General features: G+C 50.3%; 17 protein-coding genes. 9 read left to right on the forward strand and 8 right to left on the reverse strand.

Annotated elements, in window-relative coordinates; all coding sequences use genetic code 11:
* The first annotated feature begins 61 nt into the window (after positions 1-61).
* The 5 genes from WDY75_RS00780 (at position 62) to WDY75_RS00800 (ending at position 4,813) form a co-directional block, all read left to right on the forward strand.
* Positions 62-706 (forward strand): class D sortase, encoded by a 645-nt coding sequence (locus WDY75_RS00780; protein ID WP_036640320.1) that lies wholly within the window; start codon positions 62-64, stop codon positions 704-706.
* 249 nt (positions 707-955) lie between these two features.
* Positions 956-1,198: a helix-turn-helix transcriptional regulator gene (locus WDY75_RS00785; protein ID WP_036640318.1), complete on the forward strand. Its 243-nt coding sequence runs from the start codon at positions 956-958 to the stop codon at positions 1,196-1,198.
* Between the two features lie 4 nt (positions 1,199-1,202).
* Positions 1,203-1,721, forward strand: a complete 519-nt coding sequence (gene def / locus WDY75_RS00790) for a peptide deformylase (RefSeq protein WP_063478134.1) — start codon at positions 1,203-1,205, stop codon at positions 1,719-1,721.
* 291 nt (positions 1,722-2,012) lie between these two features.
* Positions 2,013-2,990 carry a ring-cleaving dioxygenase gene (locus WDY75_RS00795; RefSeq protein ID WP_063478133.1) on the forward strand — a complete coding sequence of 326 codons (978 nt, stop codon included), beginning with the start codon at positions 2,013-2,015 and terminating at the stop codon, positions 2,988-2,990.
* A gap of 272 nt (positions 2,991-3,262) precedes the next feature.
* Positions 3,263-4,813 carry a BCCT family transporter gene (locus tag WDY75_RS00800; RefSeq protein WP_063479718.1) on the forward strand — a complete coding sequence of 517 codons (1,551 nt, stop codon included), beginning with the start codon at positions 3,263-3,265 and terminating at the stop codon, positions 4,811-4,813.
* A 197-nt stretch (positions 4,814-5,010) separates the two neighbouring features.
* Here WDY75_RS00800 and WDY75_RS00805 read toward each other — a convergent pair whose 3' ends face one another.
* The 4 genes from WDY75_RS00805 to WDY75_RS00820 all read right to left on the reverse strand — a co-directional run bounded on the left by WDY75_RS00805 (position 5,011) and on the right by WDY75_RS00820 (position 8,864).
* Entirely contained in the window at positions 5,011-6,021 is a 1,011-nt protein-coding gene (locus WDY75_RS00805; protein ID WP_063478132.1) for an iron ABC transporter permease, read from the reverse strand.
* On the reverse strand, positions 6,018-7,022 hold the full coding sequence (locus WDY75_RS00810; RefSeq protein ID WP_063478131.1) for an iron ABC transporter permease: 1,005 nt from the start codon (positions 7,020-7,022) through the stop codon (positions 6,018-6,020). The genes WDY75_RS00805 and WDY75_RS00810 overlap by 4 nt, the downstream gene beginning before the upstream one ends.
* 68 nt (positions 7,023-7,090) lie before the next feature.
* Positions 7,091-8,038, reverse strand: coding sequence for an iron-hydroxamate ABC transporter substrate-binding protein (locus WDY75_RS00815; protein ID WP_063478130.1), 948 nt, complete (start codon positions 8,036-8,038; stop codon positions 7,091-7,093).
* Positions 7,992-8,864 (reverse strand): ABC transporter ATP-binding protein, encoded by an 873-nt coding sequence (locus WDY75_RS00820; protein WP_036640309.1) that lies wholly within the window; start codon positions 8,862-8,864, stop codon positions 7,992-7,994. The genes WDY75_RS00815 and WDY75_RS00820 overlap by 47 nt, the downstream gene beginning before the upstream one ends.
* Positions 8,865-9,187: 323 nt before the next feature.
* Between WDY75_RS00820 and WDY75_RS00825 the strand changes: the two genes are divergently transcribed.
* Positions 9,188-10,237, forward strand: a complete 1,050-nt coding sequence (locus WDY75_RS00825; protein WP_063478129.1) for an NAD(P)/FAD-dependent oxidoreductase — start codon at positions 9,188-9,190, stop codon at positions 10,235-10,237.
* Positions 10,238-10,434: 197 nt separating this feature from the next.
* On the opposite strand, the gene trpS is transcribed toward WDY75_RS00825, so the two are convergent.
* A complete protein-coding gene (gene trpS, locus WDY75_RS00830; protein ID WP_063478128.1) occupies positions 10,435-11,418 on the reverse strand; it encodes a tryptophan--tRNA ligase in 984 nt (327 codons plus the stop codon).
* A gap of 488 nt (positions 11,419-11,906) precedes the next feature.
* Here trpS and WDY75_RS00835 point away from each other — a divergent pair, with 488 nt between their 5' ends.
* Both WDY75_RS00835 and WDY75_RS00840 read left to right on the forward strand, forming a co-directional pair.
* Positions 11,907-13,481: a sigma-70 family RNA polymerase sigma factor gene (locus WDY75_RS00835; protein ID WP_063478127.1), complete on the forward strand. Its 1,575-nt coding sequence runs from the start codon at positions 11,907-11,909 to the stop codon at positions 13,479-13,481.
* 234 nt (positions 13,482-13,715) lie between these two features.
* On the forward strand, positions 13,716-14,522 hold the full coding sequence (locus tag WDY75_RS00840; protein WP_063478126.1) for a phosphotransferase family protein: 807 nt from the start codon (positions 13,716-13,718) through the stop codon (positions 14,520-14,522).
* A 192-nt stretch (positions 14,523-14,714) separates the two neighbouring features.
* On the opposite strand, the gene WDY75_RS00845 is transcribed toward WDY75_RS00840, so the two are convergent.
* From WDY75_RS00845 to WDY75_RS00855, 3 genes are all read right to left on the reverse strand, one after another.
* On the reverse strand, positions 14,715-15,218 hold the full coding sequence (locus WDY75_RS00845) for a DUF3600 domain-containing protein (protein ID WP_006207153.1): 504 nt from the start codon (positions 15,216-15,218) through the stop codon (positions 14,715-14,717).
* Positions 15,208-15,771 (reverse strand): sigma-70 family RNA polymerase sigma factor, encoded by a 564-nt coding sequence (locus WDY75_RS00850; RefSeq protein WP_006207152.1) that lies wholly within the window; start codon positions 15,769-15,771, stop codon positions 15,208-15,210. The genes WDY75_RS00845 and WDY75_RS00850 overlap by 11 nt, the downstream gene beginning before the upstream one ends.
* Before the next feature lie 302 nt (positions 15,772-16,073).
* A complete protein-coding gene (locus tag WDY75_RS00855; RefSeq protein ID WP_063478125.1) occupies positions 16,074-16,673 on the reverse strand; it encodes a DJ-1/PfpI family protein in 600 nt (199 codons plus the stop codon).
* A gap of 105 nt (positions 16,674-16,778) precedes the next feature.
* Between WDY75_RS00855 and WDY75_RS00860 the strand changes: the two genes are divergently transcribed.
* Entirely contained in the window at positions 16,779-18,131 is a 1,353-nt protein-coding gene (locus tag WDY75_RS00860) for a PLP-dependent aminotransferase family protein (protein ID WP_063478124.1), read from the forward strand.
* Positions 18,132-18,159: the final 28 nt, after the last annotated feature.

An 18,159-nucleotide genomic window follows, 5' to 3' on the forward strand; every position in this document is an offset into this window, starting at 1 on the left:
TGCTGGTGCATGGAGAGGGGGATTTTGAATGTTAATTCATCCATAGGGAAGGACGGATAGAATGAGAAAACTCTCAATTGCTCTTATCGTGGTTGGGCTTCTCGTGTTCTTATATCCAATCCTTCGCGATTGGAATGGGGACCGCCAGCAGAAGGAATTGCTGAGGGAAGCCGCGCGATTAGAGGTCGAAGCTGAGCAGCGTTCTGTACAAGATTCCGCTGCTTATCAGTACATGGAATTGTCTCGCATCCTGGACGAGGGAGAGATGGCTGCTTCCGGACAAGAGGAGCCTGCTGATTATGAAGCCGGATCGCCCATCGGCATTATTCGGATTGATAAGCTGGATCTGGAGCTGCCCATTCTTGAAGGGGCAACCCAGTCTAACATGAAAAATGCAGCGGCTCGCGTTACGGGTACGGCGAAGCTCGGCCACACCGGGAATGCAGCCATTGCTGCCCATCGTGCCCATAAGACCGGGCGGCTATTTAATCGGTTGAATGAGCTCACATACGGTGATGAGATCATTGTTATGACAGCAGGACGCGAGTTGGTTTATCGCGTGGATCAGATCTCGATTGTGGAACCAACGGATGTGTCCGTATTGGAAGGCAACCCTGATGAACAGAGGCTTACGCTGATTACTTGCGACCCTCTTTACGAGGCGACGCATCGTCTTATCGTCCAGGCTGAACGGGTATCAGGCTAGCAGATTGATTGTCGCAGATCTGCAAGAAGTGCTGCGGTATATGAAGTGAGATGAGACCCTAAGGGGCTTCCGGGAAATCTGTATGATTTTGGGGAAGTCCCTTTCCGTTTGTTTTTGGGCGATTGAACCCAGTGCTGCTCTTCTTGAGATTATGCCTCTATATTAGCAGGAAAATAGTTTGTAATATTAGGTGACACCTAATAAAATAAGGTGTGAACTAATATTGTGTGTGGAATGGAGGGGGACCCTTTGCTCGAATGGATGCTACGAAACGTTATGGCAAAGAGAGGGATATGGTCGGGAGCTGCGTTAGCGAGGCTGATGAAAGAGAAGGCCGATTACAGTCTTTCAGCGGCTTCCATTAGTGCATTGCTGACGAGCCAGCCCAGGCAGATGAAGGCAGAGACGTTAGATGCCCTGTGCACAACCTTAGAGTGTACTCCAGGGGACTTATGGGTGCATACACCTCCTTCTAAAACAAAGGGGGCATAAATGGATGACAGTAAAAGCTATAGTGCCATTCGGCGATCCCATTCTGCGAAAAGTCGCGCGGCCTGTTGATCCCGTGAATGCGAGGGCATTAAAGATACTCGATGATATGGCGGAAACGTTGTATGACAGCGCTGGCCGTGCCGGCCTTGCCGCACCACAAATCGGTATTTTGCGAAGACTTATTGTTATGGACTGCGGTGAAGGGTTGATTGAACTTATTAATCCTGAAATTGTGGAGATGAACGGTGAGCAGGTGGGCCCGGAAGCTTGTCTATCTTATCCAGGATATTACGGGTATGTGCAAAGAGCCAATCACGTTAAGGTGAAGACCCTGAATCGGCAGGGAGAGACGATCATCCTGGAAGGTGAGGATTACCTGGCGAGGTGTATGCAGCATGAGATCGACCATCTTAATGGACTGCTTTTTGTGGACCATGTTCGGGATGGATGGCTGTACCATGAGGAGACTCATCGGCGCGTTGAGTTGTTCCCTGTTATTGGGCTATCCAATACAGGTACGTAGCGCAATCATGAAGGCTGCCTAATGATGGTCGACAGCGATCCAAGCATGTCCCCGACTACTCATGTTTGCACAATGTGTACAAAAAAACGGTCGGAGCCTCTCCGACCGTTTTTGCGATGTGTTGTTTTACGATGCTTTTTTTGATATCGACAAATTTTCGAATTCTTGAAGGGATTGACGAACCAGGAATATCATGATATTATTATCTTAAATTAAAGATATATTAAATCGAAGTAATAATTCAAGATAGTCGTGCAAACAATTTATGATATGAGATGGAGGAATTTAAACATGAATGGATTAAAAGGAATTCACCACGTAACAGCGATTACAAGCAGTGCTGAGAAGAACTATGAGTTCTTCACTTATGTTCTGGGGATGCGTTTGGTGAAGAAGACGGTCAATCAGGATGATATTCGGACGTACCATTTGTTCTTCGCCGATGATAAGGGGAGTGCGGGAACGGATATGACCTTCTTTGATTTCCCGGGTATTCCAAAAGGAAGACATGGCACAGACGAGATTTACAAAACCTCATTTCGGGTTCCTAATGATGCGGCTTTGGAATATTGGGTTCAGCGTTTTGACCGGATGGATGTGAAGCACCAAGGCATTCAAGAGCTGTTTGGCAAGAAAACACTTGCTTTTGTTGATTTTGATGATCAGCAGTATCAACTCATCTCCGATGAGAACAATGCAGGCGTGGCTTCGGGAACGCCATGGCAGAATGGACCGATCCCGCTGGAACATGCCATTACCGGACTTGGCCCGGTCTTTGTGCGGGTCTCCAGCTTTGATCCCTTCAAGGAAGTGATGGAGAACGTGCTGCAGTTTACGGAAATTGCCAAGGAAGGCTCGTTTCATCTGTTTGAGGTTGGTGAAGGCGGCAATGGCGCTCAGGTGGTGGTTGAGTATAATGCGGTTCTTCCAAGAGCGCAGCAGGGCTTCGGAACCGTTCATCACGCTGCCTTCCGGGTAGAGGACCGATCGGTGCTGGAGCACTGGATCAAGCGTCTGGACGACTTCCAGTTCCATACATCCGGCTTCGTGGACCGCTTCTTCTTCCAGTCCCTGTATGCACGGGTGGCCCCGCAGATTCTGTTTGAATTCGCAACCGACGGTCCGGGCTTCATGGGGGATGAGCCGTATGAAACGCTGGGCGAGAAATTGTCCCTGCCTCCATTCCTGGAATCGAAGCGCGAGCAGATTGAGGGTATGGTTCGTCAGATTGACACGGTGCGCAGCACGAAGGAATTCGTGAAGGAATAAATATCGTGAGTCCAAGAAGCAATCCGGCTTGTTTATAACAAGCGGCGGATTGCTTTTTTTTATGTAACGACTATATTCATGCCATCACATTTAACCTGAGTGGAAGATCCACGATATGATGTACAGCCAGCCACCGCCGGGCTGTTGTCTCACGTTCTCCCTGTAGATGACAATTCACTGCAACAAGCCAATTTACCGATTAAGTACATCAATTCTGGTTTAAATACAAATACTGTATAGGAATTCATAACGAATTGGCTGAGGTGGAGCGTGTGAAAGGAAGTTTGTTTAAAAACGTTGTATTTTCGATATCGGCCGTAATCATTGCGGTTTTGGCTGTCCTGGGGGCAATTAGACCGGGGGCATTCGGGGAAGTAGCAGGGTATCTTTTTAGATTCACAACCAATAGTTTCGGTTGGTTCTATTTGCTCTCGATATTCATCATCATCGTCTTTCTGATTTGGGTTGCGGCAAGCAAATATGGCACGATTCGTTTAGGCGGAGACAAGGAAAAGCCGGATTATCCGTTCTTTACCTGGATCGGCATGCTGTTCTCCGCCGGTTTCGGGGTGGGGCTGGTATTCTGGGGTGTTGCCGAACCGATGAGCCATTTCTTTAATACACCCTTTGCAGGCGTGGAAGCAGAGGGCGTGGAGGCCGCGCGTGTGGCTATGGGCTATTCCTTTTTTCATTGGGGAATCAGTCAGTGGTCCGTCTTCGCCTTGGTTGGTCTTGTCATCGCTTTTCTCCAATTTCGCAAGCAGAAGGACGGGCTGGTCTCTACGGCACTTGAACCTGTCACCGGCACCAAACGGGGCGTGAAGAATACGATTGATATTCTGGCCGTTATCGCTACAGTCATGGGGATAGCTACCTCTATTGGACTGGGCGTGCTGCAAATGAGCGGCGGCTTAACCTCCATTATGGGAATAAACAATGGGGTCGGTCTGCAATTGATCGTGCTGGGGATTATTTTTGTAGCATATATGATCTCTTCGACTACGGGACTGGACAAGGGCATTAAGTATTTAAGCAATCTGAACCTTGCGATGGCACTTGTCCTTTTATTGTTTGTATTTATTACCGGACCCTCTGTATTCATACTTGAAACGTTTACGCTGGCAATCGGGGATTATGTTTCGAATTTTGTGTCGTACAGCTTGAGGCTCCAACCTTATGCGGAAGGGACATGGGTACGGGAATGGACGATTTTTTACTGGGCGTGGGCCATTGCCTGGTCGCCATATGTGGGAGCCTTCGTAGCCAGAGTTTCCAAGGGAAGAACCGTTCGGGAATTCATTGTGGGTGTGATGGTCGTGCCGCCCGTCATTGCCTGTCTCTGGATTGCTGTCTTCGGCGGGACGGCAATTTGGTTTGATCTGCACGAGAATACAGGGATTGCGGCGGCCGTCAATGCGGATGTCACCTCCGCTTTATTCCAGCTGTTTAACCAGTTGCCCTTCTCGTCTGTGATGAATGTGCTCGCGATTATCTTGATTCTGACCTTTCTGGTGACTTCGGCGGATTCAGCGACCTATATCTTATCCAGCATGACGACTTACGGCAGCCTGAACCCTCCTCAAATTGCAAAAATCGTGTGGGGCACACTCATGGCAGCAATTGCCGGCGTGCTGCTCTACGCCGGTGGATTGGAAGCCTTGCAGACGGCTTCACTGATCGCAGCACTGCCATTCACCGTGCTGCTGCTGCTTCTCATTATTGCGATCGTGAAGCTGCTGCGCCGTGAACCGCTTCCGATTCGGAAGGCCGATCTCAAACGGTTCCGTCATCTGGAGGAGGCTGCGAACAAGGGTAAGAAGTGAGAAGAAACCGTCGTAAGAAGCGGGAACAGATACTTTACGGTTTACCATAAGGGGCACTCATGCAGTGTTCCCTTTTTATTTTGTTGCTGAAGATATAGGCTCTGCATGGACCACAACGGTCGTACTGCAAAAAAAAGCCTTTATTACACCCGGGGGGAGCGTAATAAAGGCTTTGGGAAAACCAGCAGGAAAACCTGTTATTTTTTCTTGAGCAGCAAATATACAAAATACGGCGCACCGATGATGGCAACCATGATCCCGGCGGCGATGCCGTCAGGATCTACGATATTGCGCCCGATCGTGTCTGCAAGCAGCAGCAGCCAGCCGCCAATCAATACAGCAATCGGAATGTAGAGCTGATTCCGCGGACCTACGAGCGCTTTGGCGATATGCGGGCCCATGAGTCCAATGAACGTAATGCCGCCCGTCACAGACACGGCAGATGCTGCAAGAGCTACAGCTGCCAGAAGCAGCACAATGCGTTCCTTCTCGATGGACACGCCCACCCCGATGCCTACGGGGTCGCTTAATCCCAGCAAGTTCATTCGCTGCGCTTTGTACAGCGTGAAGGGAACCAGGATAATCAGCCATGGCAGAAGCGCAGCAATGAAGGGCCAATCGGTACCCCATATACCACCCGCTAACCATTTGGCTATAAAATCGACCTTGGTTCGTTCAGCGGATGAAGTGAGTACAATCATGACACCTGAAAGCGCCATGGAGAACCCGACGCCGGTAAGCACCAGTTTAACGGGCTGCAGGCCTTGGCCTTTTCGGAATGAGAACAGGTAGATACACACCGCGGTCAGCACGGCACCGATAAATGCGGCAAGCGGCAGCATGTATATAAAGGAACCCGCCTCAATCGGGAAGAACAAGAAGAATACGGCTACCCCTACCCCGGCGCCGGAGTTAATACCGATAATGCCGGGATCAGCGAGGTCGTTGCGGGTAACGTTCTGCAGAATAGCACCGGAGAGCGCAAGTGCCATTCCTGCCAGCAGCGTGATGATCATGCGCGGCAGACGAACATCAAAGATAATGAACTTTTCTTTGAAGCTGCCCTGGCCGAACAGGATCGGCAGAATCCGGTCATAGCTGACGGACGAATAACCCAGACCAAGCCCGATCAGGATGGTCAGCAGTGTCAGCACGAACAGGGCAATAAATGTTATGCGCTGCTTTCTTACTAAGGATGGATGAATCATGTTAGTCCACGCCCTCCTTTATGCACAATGAACAGGAAGAAGGGCAATCCCATAATGGCAATCAGGGCAGCAACCGGCGTCTCATAAGGAGCATGCAGCGTCCGGCCGACCGTGTCAGCAAACAGCATGAAGATGGCACCAACCGTTGCCGACATCGGAATCACGTGGCGGTAATCGGTTCCAACGATACCGCGGACGATATGAGGAATCATGAGGCCGAGGAAGGCCAGATTCCCTACCAATGCTACGGACGTTCCTGCCAAGAGGACAATCACCACAAACAGAATGAGTTTGATGGCTGCGATATTTTGCCCCAAGCCGACAGCGACTTCTTCGCTCAAGCTGAGGATGGTCAGCTGTCTGGATAATACGATGGCGATGACAATGCCTATTAGAATAAACGGAAATATCGTCTGAAGCTGACCCCATGACGTGCCGATTACGCCGCCAGCCGTCCACATGGATATGTCTTTGGATATTTTAAAATAAATACCGATGCCTTCTGCGATGGCGTACAAAAATGCCGAGACAGCTGAACCGGCCAACACCATCTGCAGGGGAGAGAAGCCGCCTCTTCGCATGGCTCCGATTCCGAAGACCATGACAGCCCCAACCGCCGATCCAATGAAGCAGGCCACCATAATGCCGAAATAATTGGCGGTAGGAATGAAGGCCAGCGTAAAAGCCAGAGCCGCATTGGCTCCGCTGGTAAGGCCTAACAGACCGGGGTCAGCCAGCGGATTGCGCGTGATTCCCTGCATGATGGCGCCGGAGACCGCTAGCGAGGCTCCTACCAGAATGGCAGCAACCTCACGGGGCAGGCGAATTTCCCGAAGGATGGATAATTTCTCGCCTTGCATTGAGGTGGTAAGGGCAAACCACACATCCTTGATGGTGGTTTCAGCCGCACCGAACACCATCGCAATGACAAACATGCCAATGAATACGATGATGCCTGCGATCAATTTAAGAGAAAAAGGAATAGACCGTTTTGTTGGCATGAGAATCATCTTTTCATTTTAAAGTTTGAATAACTCGTAGTTAGTCTGGCTCAGGGCAGATTCATATGTTAGTTGCCCAGAAAATGTTCAATAAAGAAATCCAGTTGGTAGTCGAGCGTAGTAGCATCGTTAAAATAGAACCGTGTCGCATCAGCTTCGAATACGTGGCCATTCTTCACAGCCGGTATTTGTTTGTATGTTTCGGTTTCCTGGAAAGAGCTATCCGCCCCAGGGGTTTTACTGAAGATCACGTAGTCGCCGGCAAACTCCGGCAGTACTTCGGCGGACAGCGCATAGTAGCCGTCTTTCAATGCCATTTCTTTTACCTTTTCAGGCATTTTCAGTTTCATTTCCCCGTAGAGAATTTCGGTACCGCGGCCCCAGTTATCGCCGAATACATAAATTTGCTTTTCAAAATTCTCGATGACGGATACCGTGGCATCCTCACCGATTTTGGCACGGATATCCTCACCGGCTTTTTGGGCGCGTTGTTTGAAATCGTCGATCCAGGCTTGCGCCTCTTTCTCCTTGTTAACCAGCTTTCCGATCTCCAGATGCTGGGTCAGATAATCCACTTTGTTGTAGGTATAGGTAACGGTTGGCGCAATCTCCTTGAGTTTGTCGACATTCTTGATATTGGAGAGACCGATGATCAGGTCGGGATCAAGCTCAATGATTTTCTCCAGACTTTCGTCGCTGACTTCCATAGCATCCTTGATTTTATCCGCAAATGCCGGATTGCTTTTAGACCAGGAATCAACCCCGACAAGATTGACGTTCAGCGCAATCAGGTTGCCTGTGAACGCGGATAACACAATGACACGCTGCGGATTGGCCGGCACCTCGATGGGTCCGTTCTCGGACTCATATGTAATGGTTCCCGCTGCAGTTTCCGTTTGTTCCGCTTTAGGTGTTTCGGTAGTTCCTGCATTGCTGCTGCTTGTCTCTGCCGGCTTGCTGTTGCAAGCGCTAAGAATGAACAGCAGTGCGATAAACGGGATGAGTAGCTTCTTCATAGTTGTCGTTTTGCTCCGTTTTGAGTACATTCTCTTTTTCCCCTTTTAATAGATTGTATGTGATGCATATAGGTTTCGCGGTGCGGGGATCGCGGCCGATCTCTGCATCGATATGGAATACTTTCTTTAATACATCGTGGGAGATAACCTCTTCCGGATCTCCGGCTTGAATGATGTCTCCGTCTTTCATCGCAATGATGTAATCAGCGAATCTTGCAGCCTGGTTGAGATCATGCAGAACCATGACAATGGTACGCTGCTGCTCGATATTCAGCTTCTCCAGAAGCTCCAGGATTTCAAGCTGATGCGCCATATCCAGATAAGTGGTCGGCTCGTCGAGGAAAATCATCTCGGTCTCCTGCGCAAGTGCCATCGCAATCCATACCCGCTGGCGCTGCCCACCGGATAGAGCATCCACCGAGCGATATTTATATTCCTGGGTTCCCGTAACCTCCAGAGCCCAGTCAATGACTTCCATATCCTGCTTGGACAAGCGGCCAAAACCGCGCTGATGTGGATAGCGGCCATAAGATACCAGCTCGCCAACGGTCAGTCCGCCTGGCCCTTCGGGTGTCTGAGGCAGAATCGCGAGTTTCTTCGCCAGCAGCTTTGTATTCATCTTGGCGATTTCTTCTCCATCGAGAATGGCAGCTCCGGCTTGATAGGGAATAATGCGCGTAACGGCTTTCAAAAGAGTAGACTTGCCGCAGCCGTTAGGACCAATAATAGTTGTGATTCTTTTATCAGGAATATCTACATTAAGACGATTCAATATCAGATTCTCGCCGTAGCCGACGCTTATTCGATCTGTACTTAGGCGAATCATCATGTCACCTCCAGAATAGTTAGCAATCAAACGATAATGATTCTCAATTTCATCCATAAATATAATGTGGAGGCGCGCCGTTGTCAATAAATATCTTAATGGAAATTTCAAATAATATTCATGTTTCTTCATAATAATAACAACATGTAGGTTATGGTCTTATGGAATGACTGTATATAGGCGAAATTGTGACAAAATGAATTTTTAATAAATGTTTGATTGTAAAACAGAGGAAGTCAACGTATACTAATTGATAATGATAATCATTTACGTTACAAGGTGATCACAACAGCCTTTTAATCTATAGACCGGGAGTGAAATGCATGAGTGGGAATGAGATATTTGATGTAACCGTTATTGGTGGAGGACCAGCAGGATTATATTCTGCTTTTTATAGTGGACTGCGTGGAATGAAGACCAAGATTATAGAATATCAACCCATGCTAGGCGGGAAGGTTCACGTCTATCCGGAGAAAATGATATGGGATGTCGGCGGGCTGACGCCGACTCCGGGCGCGAAGCTGATCGAACAGATGGTTCAGCAAGGCTTGACGTTTAATCCCGAAGTGCTGCTAAACGAGAAAGTGGAATCGATTGTCCGTAACGAGGAAGGGCTATTCGAATTACATACCGCGCATTCCGGCGTGCATCTATCCCGAACGGTTATCGTGGCGGTCGGCGGAGGTATCCTGAATCCGCAGAAGCTGAAGATTGAAGGAGCAGAGCGGTTTGAAGTGTCGAACCTGAATTACACGGTGAAGTCCCTGCAGCATTTCAAGGGCAAGACCGTCATCGTGTCGGGCGGAGGAAATTCGGCGGTGGATTGGGCAAACGAGTTGGAGCCTGTGGCGGAGAAGGTGTTCCTGGCCTATCGCAAGGGCGAATTGTCGGGTCATGAAGCCCAGGTGGAGCAGCTGATGAACAGTACGGCGACCTGTCATCTCAATACATCAATCACGAAGCTTATTGCTTCCGATAATCATGAGGTGATCGAGCGGGTGGAACTGACCAATAACGAGACGGGGGAAGTTTCGTATCTGGCCGTGGACGAAGTCATCATTAACCATGGCTACGAACGGGATATGTCGCTCTTGGAGAACAGCAAGCTCGATATTGAACGGAAAGACGACTACTATATTGCGGGCAACGCAAGCTGTAAATCCTCCGTACCCGGACTGTATGCCGCAGGTGACATCCTGCATTTTGACGGGAAGCTGCACTTGATTGCGGGTGCTTTCCAGGATGCAGCGAATGCGGTGAACAGCGCGAAGCAATACATTGAACCGGACGCCACAAGTTACGCCATGGTTTCTTCGCATAATGATGTATTTAAGGAACGAAATCGCGAATTAGTGAAGCAATTGATCAATTAGAACGAAGGCATGCCGCTTTATTATAGAAGAGAAGCGAGGGAATCCGAGCTTCTTTTTTTTGCGTTCTCCTATTGTTCTGGATAATCCCTGAAGTAATCAACGGGCCGTAGCTGATCAGCTGCGCCATCAGAGTCAGGGCGCCCCTTTGATCTGATTCCCTAAGGAAACCGTCAACAAATGGACGCCCTGCGGTTCTTTCAAAACGTGACAAAACCCATCGCTTTCTTGGCAGCAAGGAGTGTTCCGCTGGCAGTTTGGGCAGCCCGCTGGGCCCCATCTATCAAGATGCGGTCAAGCTCGGAAGAATCCACGATTTGATGGAACTTCTCTTGAATCGGAAGCAGCTTCTCAATGACCACCTCGGCCAATTCCTTCTTGAAGGTGCCATACCCCTGGCCATCATATCGCTTCTCGATGATGGAGATATCTTCCTCGGAGAATACGGAATAGATCTCGATCAGATTGCTGACAGCAGGCTTCTGCTCCCAATCGTGACGAACCTCGCCTTCGGAGTCGGTAACGGCTTTGGAGAACTTCCTGCGGATATCCTCCGGCGAATCCATCATGTGGACGCAGCTGTTCTTGTTGGGATTGCTCTTGCTCATCTTCTTCGATGGATCATCCAATCCCATGACCCGGGAGCCAATATCCTGAATGATCGGCTCAGGGATTATAAACGTGCTGCCAAACCGGTTATTAAAGCGCTCTGCCACATCACGGGTCAGCTCCAGATGCTGTTTCTGGTCGTCGCCGACAGGCACATGCGTTGCTTGATAGAGCAGCACATCGGCAGCCATCAGAACCGGGTACGTAAACAGTGCAGAGCTCACCGTATCTTTGCCGTCCGATTTCTCCTTGAATTGGGTCATTCGCTTTAACTCCCCGAAATGCGCTTGCGTCTCCAGCAACCATCCAAGCTCCGCATGCGCAGGAACCTGCGATTGCAGAAAGATTGTCGCTTTGCGCGGATCAATGCCCGACGCGATGTAGAGAGCGGCAATGTCCCGCGTACGCTGGTGCAGCTTCCTGGGGTCCTGATACACCGTAACCGCATGGAAGTCCGGGACAAAAAAATAGGCTTCGTAATCATGCTGCAGATTCACATACTGGCGAAGTGCGCCCCCGTATCCGCCAATATTCAAATCTCCGCTGGGTTTGATACCTGACAATAATCGTTTCATTCACACACCTCCTGATCATTTGGAACAACACAAAAAACACCTCATCCCCTATGGGACGAAGTGTAACTCCGCGGTACCACCCGAATTCGACTGAAGTGTCGCACTTAAGCATGACAGAGGACTTGACTGCTCACTGGTTTCTGTCATCTCTCCCAAGGTAACGGGGGAGCACCGTCAAGGCCTACTGCTCTAGTGTTTCCAGAGGTTCGGGTTGAAGCGAGAAGATCCATTCACATATTCCAGGGTACCGGGCCTCGCACCAACCGCCGGTTCGCTTTAACCTTGGGAATAAGCTACTATTCCTTCTCATAGCCGTGTGGTATGTTGTTCATGAATTTCATCCATCCTGTTCAGCATGAGTGCAGGCAGGATGGATATGATGAGAATCATTACACAGTTGTTATGTGAATGTCAATCAGGAAGGTAACCTTTTTCATATAAAGTGGCACTTCTTTATAGAGACATGATGAAGGGAGGTACGGTAGAAAGTGTTCCAGTGGATCGAGGATGCCAAGAGGGGTAGTGCGGAAGCCCATGAAAAATTGGTCAAACATTATACAGGCATGGCGTTAGCTGTGGCTTACGACAAATTACAGGATCCCTACTTAGCGGAAGATGCGATGCAGGAGGCGTTCACCGACGCTTTTGGCAATCTCCATAAGCTGCAGGACCCCCGGCGATTTCCCGGATGGTTCAAGGTGATCGTGGAGCGTCAATGCTACAGATACCTGCGCAGAAAACAGTTTCGGACACTGCCGCTCCATGAGCTTGAGCAGCCCATCATTAATCAGCAAAGCTTGGAGTCGATTGTGGAGAGGAGAGAAATGATCGGTCAGTTGCATGGGACGATAGAGGAATTGCCATCGAACATGCGAATTGCGGTCCAGTTGTATTATTTTCAGGGCTACAGCCTTCAGGAGATTTCTGAATATTTGGATGTGTCCTTGTCTGCCTTGAAGAAGAGGCTGTTTGATGCACGGCGGAAGCTGAAGAACACGCTTCATGTTGCCGACTTTGTATCGGTGTTCTCTGATCTATATGAGGGAGGTAAACGCATGCTGCATATCGTAAACGGAGATTCGGTTGGAGATAAGCTGAAGCAAGGAAAAGTCCAGGGGGATATTCTGGTTTGGAGGGAGCTGTACTCGTTCGGTCCGGTATTCCCGCAAATGGATGAGCCCGATAACCGAAAGGCAAGGGCGCAGTATTTGGAGCAAACGCTTGGAATCCCGCAGAAGGAATATCTGGACACTTGTGAGTTGCAGGAGCGGAAGCTGCAGGATTTTGGAAAATATGATGAAGTTGTCCTTTGGTTTGAGCATGACCTGTTTGACCAGACGATGCTGTCTTATTTGTTGAATTGGTTTAAGGACCGGCCGCTGGGGAATACGAAGCTTAGCCTGCTGTGCATAGGCGCGTATCCCGGTATTGAGCTGTTCCGTGGGTTGGGGCAGCTTAGCTCAGCGCAGCTGGAGACTTTGGCGGGTACATGGCACACAATCGGAGATGAGGAGCTAACGCTGGGAAGTAAGGTATGGGAAGCCTACACTTCGGATCAGCCGCAGAAACATCAGCGCATCTTGCAGGATGATTATACGGCGCTGCCGTTTGTCAGAGATGCATTTGAAGCTCACCTGTCACGTCTGCCTTCCGTGAGCAGCGGGCTCGGGATCATCGAGCAGGCCACGTTAGAGGCTGTGGCGGGTGGAATCAACACACCTTATGAGTTATTTCGGAAGGTAGGTGACCAGCTTCATGTACTCGGAATGGGTGATCTGGAGTTCTGGTATTATTTATCCGCAATGACGGAGGGACCGCATGCATTGCTGGATATTAATGGCGCAGCATCGTTTCCAAGATTCAAGGCGAAGGCTCCCGATTTCCGAGATTGCATGCTTCAGGTGACGAGTCTGGGAAGGGATGTATTGGCAGCGAAATCGGACTACGCCCATACAAACATCGTCGATAAGTGGATTGGCGGCCTGCATCTGCAGGGGAAAGCTCCGCTGTGGCGCTGGGACCTGCAGCAAAGAACGATAGTGCTAGCAGGCGAATCAGAATGACATCAGACTAAGGGGACGAACCGTTTGGAATATCCAGACGGATCGTCCTTTTTTTGAAAAAAACTGATCTTCGGGATGGGGTTGGCCTGTCGCCATGTATGAAACAACTCGGTCTCTGGACGGAGCAGGTTCTCATCCCAGGGCGGGAATTCATAGCCGCTTCTTTAGCATACAATGGTGTCAAAGATACGTTCGAAATTTAAATCAAGCTGATAAAGATATGGAGGAAGTGCTTTGGAGAAGGGTGTCTTGATCGGAAAAGGCAGGAGTGCAGAGGTCTATGAATGGGGCGAGTTTCAGGCCTTGAAGCTGTTCTACCAAGGGTACCGTCCAGAATGGATAACGTATGAGGCGGAGATGGGGCGCATTGTTTCGGAAGCCGGCGTGCCGGCACCGGCCGTATTTGGCATGGTGGAGCTCGAGGGGAGGACAGGGCTCGTATATGAACGAATTACAGGGTCCTCGATGCTGCATCAGGTGCAATCGTCCCCGCTCCAGTTAAGGAAATGCGCGCGGGATATGGCACGGCTCCAGCATGCCACTCACGGCTGCACAACAACCATACTGCCGCGGCAAAAGGAAAATTTGGAACATGCCATAATGGATGCCCGCGGCATTTTACAGGATAAAGCTCAGACGATCTGCAAGATGCTGGAGTCTTTGCCGGAAGGGGACTCCATCTGTCATGGAGACTTTCATCCCGACAATATAGTGGTTACGGGGGATGGATGCCGGGCGATTGACTGGAACAACGCCAATGTCGGTAGCCCTCTGTGCGATGTCGCCAGGACATCCCTGATGTTTCAGTCACCGTTTAACCCGTTGCAGCAATCAAGGATTATGGCGGCTGTGCTCCGGGCTGCCCGTACGATGTGGAATAGAGTATATCTGAACGAATACTGCCGCCTGTCCCATGCAAAGCGGGAGGATATCCACCGCTGGATGTTGCCGGTAGCGGCAGCCAGATTGAGAGAAGACGTTCCAGGTGAACGGGCATGGCTAATGGAGCTTATTGATGATCGGTTACGTGCGTATGCTTGATGAGCCGGTTATGCCGATCATCTCCAGAGTAGATGCGCCATCAGGCGTAGTCATGCCGATCAGCTGAAAGTAATGGTGCTGTTCCATGGTGCAAGAGATGGCTTTTTGAGCAGACCATCGTATAAGGGCAGCGCCCCGGGCTCCCTGACGAGAAAAAAGGGACTCCATCCACATCGGATGGGTCCCTGCTTCTTACGGCTTGGCGGGTCCTTTAATCTTCTCGAAGTACGGAGCCAGCTTGGAGGCGAGCTCCTCAAACTGCTGCTGCTCTTCTTTGGTCAGCTTCTCCTCATGTTTGACCCCATTTTTATCGGTGATCTTCAGCTTTAATTGCATCAACTGCTTGGTCAGCTCCACATACTCCTTGAATTCGTCTTCCGTGAGTTTGTCTTTTGCTGCTTGAAGCATTCCCTCAATCTCTTGATAATCTTCCTGGGTACCGCCGATCTGTTCAATGGTTGTAGAAGAACCGAATATACCATCGGCTAGATAGGAAGAAGCATATACGGCTGACGGAATCAGGATGGCTACTGCGGCAATACCTGCAAGCATGCGTTTTTTCATGGGAGATCTACCTTTCTTTTCGTTCGCATAGTGTTGGTAGGACTGTTTAACACGCTCATACAATTCAGGTGGACAGTGCATCGAATCTGCCACCTGGCGAAGCTCTTCACGTAATTCCTTGTCAATGGACATACGCGTCACCTCCCGTCATCTCGAATCGTTTTCGGAGTTCTTTCAGTGCCAGATGATGCCTGGATTTCACTGTGCCAACGGGGATTTGCAGCATGTCTGCGATTTCTTCCAGAGCATAGTCGTGAAAATAGCGAAGGATAACGACGACACGAAGTTTATACGACAACTGACGGACAAGGCTGAACAGCTCATGCTGCGTTTCGGACCGCAGGACCGCGTTGTCCGTCCAGTCGAACGGTTCGCAAGTCGTCTGGCGGTTTCGTTCAAAGAGGCGAATTCGCCGCCAGGCCTTTCTTTTCCAATCCTGGACAAGCCGGACCGTGATCCCGTGCAACCAAAATCGGAATGGCCGGTTCGGGTCGTACTTGTCCATCGACCGCCACATGCGCATGTAAACTTCATTCACGATATCCTCAATGTCCTGTTTGTTGTAGACGAGAAAAGCAACCGTCCGATAGACGTCTTGATGAGTCGCCTGATAGACAAGCTGAAAGGCCGACTCGTCGCCGAGCTTCGCTTGTTCAAGCCACGGAAGTAACTCTTTATCATTCATTTGGGGCCCCTCCTGAACTTGTTACAACTCTTAATTCGCTCCCGTGGGCAAAAAGGTTCAGTAAGAGAATAAACTTTTTTTGCGATACTCGCTATTTCAGGGATTTTTTCAGGGTGTATCACTAAATTTCATGATGAGGAAAGGCACATTATAGAGAAGGATTGGCACATCTATTAAATATGGAACAGCTTCCGGAAGGCTTGTTTGAACAAAGAGAAGCTGGTGACGAGCTTAAACTACCTAGGAGAAGCGGACAAACAACTGGGGAATCGTGCTCGGGTCCTGAAGGGATTTGGTCATCGTCAATTCATGGCGTGATAGACCGAGGCTGAGGTTCCTGTCTGGTAGTAGGGGTAGCTCATATCCGATTTTACGAGCTCCACGGTTGGCGCATCGGTTAACCTTTCAAGCATGAAGAGGCCGAGATCAATGGATGAAGATACCCCTCCGCCTGTAATGAGGCGGCCATCCCGCACGATGCGCGCTTGAACGACCTCCTTGCAGTAGGGTGCCAAAAGATCGTAAGCCGAAGCATTGGAGGTAGCTCGCTTGCCCTCCAGCAAACCGGCTGCCCCAAGCAGCAGTGATCCGGTGCAGACGGAAACGAGGTATTTTGCTTCCCGGGCCGTCTGCAGCCATGCGATTACCTCGGAATCCTGTCGCAGCTTCCGCGTGGCAAAGCCGCCGGGAACAAAAACCAGCTCATACTTGGAAAGATCGGGCTTTACCCGGCTGATCACATATTCCAGCCCGCGATCATCGGTAATGTGTGAAGTCATCGCGCAGTAATCCCAGGAGACCTCCGCTTCCGGCCGGATGCGGGAGAGCCTGGTTATGACTTCGGTGAAGCCGATCAGGTCCAGAGCCGTCATGCCATGGAACAGGATGAAAGCCATTTTCATAATAAATACCTTCCTTTCAAAATGTGTTAAACTAATTCTAATCATGAGCTCGGAAAATGGAAGGACCATTTATAGCAACTGTATTAATACAGGGGGATGAGCGGGATGGATACGAAGCATGAACAAATCGTTGCGTATATGATCCGGGAAGTGGAAGAAGGTCATATACGGCCGGGTCATAAGCTGCCATCGATCCGGGCGGTGGCCCACATGTTCTCGTGCAGTCCCAATACGGTCGTTCATGCGTATCAGACCTTGGAACGCGAAGATGTGATCTATGCGGTATCCAAGAGCGGGTACTATCTGGTAGAGGGGAAGGTCCGCTCCCATACACGGACTGAAAGCGGGCCGATCGATTTCGCCTCAACGACACCCAGGGGCGATTTTTTGCCGTTCCAGCAAATCGAGCACTGCCTGCGCCAGGCCATTTCCTTGTATAAGGAGGAACTGTTCGGTTACACCGATCCGCAAGGGATCGCCAACTTGAGGAATGAGCTGCGAAAGCACTTCCATGCGCAGCAGATCTTTGCGCAGCCAGGCCAGATCGTGGTGGTGACAGGCGCTCAGCAGGCCTTCTCGATCCTGACGCGGATGCCGTTTCCGGGGGAGGGGCAGGCAGTTCTTGTGGAACAGCCGACGTATTTTGGGTTCCTGGCGGCCGCGGATGTTGCGGGGTGTCCGGTGATCGGAATCCAGCGGGATGATCAGGGGATTGACCTGGGAGAGCTGGAGGCCCATTTTGGCAGCGGACAGATCAAATTCTTCTTCACGGTGCCGAGATTCCTCAATCCGCTCGGTACGTCTTATTCGCTGGAACAGAAGAAGCGGATTGTGGAGCTTGCGAGTAAGTACGGTGTTTATATCGTGGAGGATGATTATCTTGCGGACCTTGAAGAGGATGCGAAGGCCGATCCATTGTACGCCCTGGACGATGGCAAGCAGGTGATTTATATCAAGAGTTTCTCCAAGACGATTCTTCCGGGGATTCGAATGGGTGCCGCCATCCTCCCCGAACGACTTGTGGACCTGTTCATAAACTACAAGAACGCTGCGGACATAGCGTCGCCGATCCTCTCCCAAGGCGCGCTGGAGCTATACATGAAGAGTGGGATGTATAGGCGCCATGCCACCAGAATCCGTGACCATTACCGAGAGAAGATGCGATATGCTATCGAAGTGTGCGCACGTGTTTTCGGCAGCGGCATTCAATATACGTGCCCTTCCTCAGGCGTGTTCATCACCCTGCAACTGCCGCAGTATGTGAAAGCTTCTGTACTGCAGGATCGTCTGAAGCAGAAGGGGATTTCGGTGACAAACGTGGACCAGCACCTGCTGCCGGAGAATCAGCGGAATGACCGGATCCGGCTATGCATTATCGGCATGGAGCAGCCTCAGATCGAGGCAGGGTTTATCGTGATTGAGGAGGAGATCCGGCGCTTGGAGCGCAGGGTGCGTTAACAGAGGGGGGCTGTATTTGGACTTACAA

This window comes from Paenibacillus glucanolyticus, from assembly GCF_037333485.1.
In the GTDB taxonomy this organism is placed as follows: Bacteria; Bacillota; Bacilli; order Paenibacillales; family Paenibacillaceae; genus Paenibacillus_AQ; species Paenibacillus_AQ glucanolyticus.

What these genes read in the sequence shown, in the direction of transcription:
- WDY75_RS00860 (WP_063478124.1), top strand. Translation starts at nt 16,779, where the DNA reads ATGGATACGAAGCATGAACAAATCGTTGCGTATATGATCCGGGAAGTG.
- def (WP_063478134.1), top strand. Translation starts at nt 1,203, where the DNA reads ATGACAGTAAAAGCTATAGTGCCATTCGGCGATCCCATTCTGCGAAAA.
- WDY75_RS00810 (WP_063478131.1), bottom strand. Translation starts at nt 7,022, where the DNA reads ATGCCAACAAAACGGTCTATTCCTTTTTCTCTTAAATTGATCGCAGGC.
- WDY75_RS00855 (WP_063478125.1), bottom strand. Translation starts at nt 16,673, where the DNA reads ATGAAAATGGCTTTCATCCTGTTCCATGGCATGACGGCTCTGGACCTG.
- WDY75_RS00795 (WP_063478133.1), top strand. Translation starts at nt 2,013, where the DNA reads ATGAATGGATTAAAAGGAATTCACCACGTAACAGCGATTACAAGCAGT.
- WDY75_RS00825 (WP_063478129.1), top strand. Translation starts at nt 9,188, where the DNA reads ATGAGTGGGAATGAGATATTTGATGTAACCGTTATTGGTGGAGGACCA.
- WDY75_RS00780 (WP_036640320.1), top strand. Translation starts at nt 62, where the DNA reads ATGAGAAAACTCTCAATTGCTCTTATCGTGGTTGGGCTTCTCGTGTTC.
- WDY75_RS00805 (WP_063478132.1), bottom strand. Translation starts at nt 6,021, where the DNA reads ATGATTCATCCATCCTTAGTAAGAAAGCAGCGCATAACATTTATTGCC.
- WDY75_RS00820 (WP_036640309.1), bottom strand. Translation starts at nt 8,864, where the DNA reads ATGATTCGCCTAAGTACAGATCGAATAAGCGTCGGCTACGGCGAGAAT.
- WDY75_RS00815 (WP_063478130.1), bottom strand. Translation starts at nt 8,038, where the DNA reads ATGAAGAAGCTACTCATCCCGTTTATCGCACTGCTGTTCATTCTTAGC.
- trpS (WP_063478128.1), bottom strand. Translation starts at nt 11,418, where the DNA reads ATGAAACGATTATTGTCAGGTATCAAACCCAGCGGAGATTTGAATATT.
- WDY75_RS00845 (WP_006207153.1), bottom strand. Translation starts at nt 15,218, where the DNA reads ATGTCCATTGACAAGGAATTACGTGAAGAGCTTCGCCAGGTGGCAGAT.
- WDY75_RS00850 (WP_006207152.1), bottom strand. Translation starts at nt 15,771, where the DNA reads ATGAATGATAAAGAGTTACTTCCGTGGCTTGAACAAGCGAAGCTCGGC.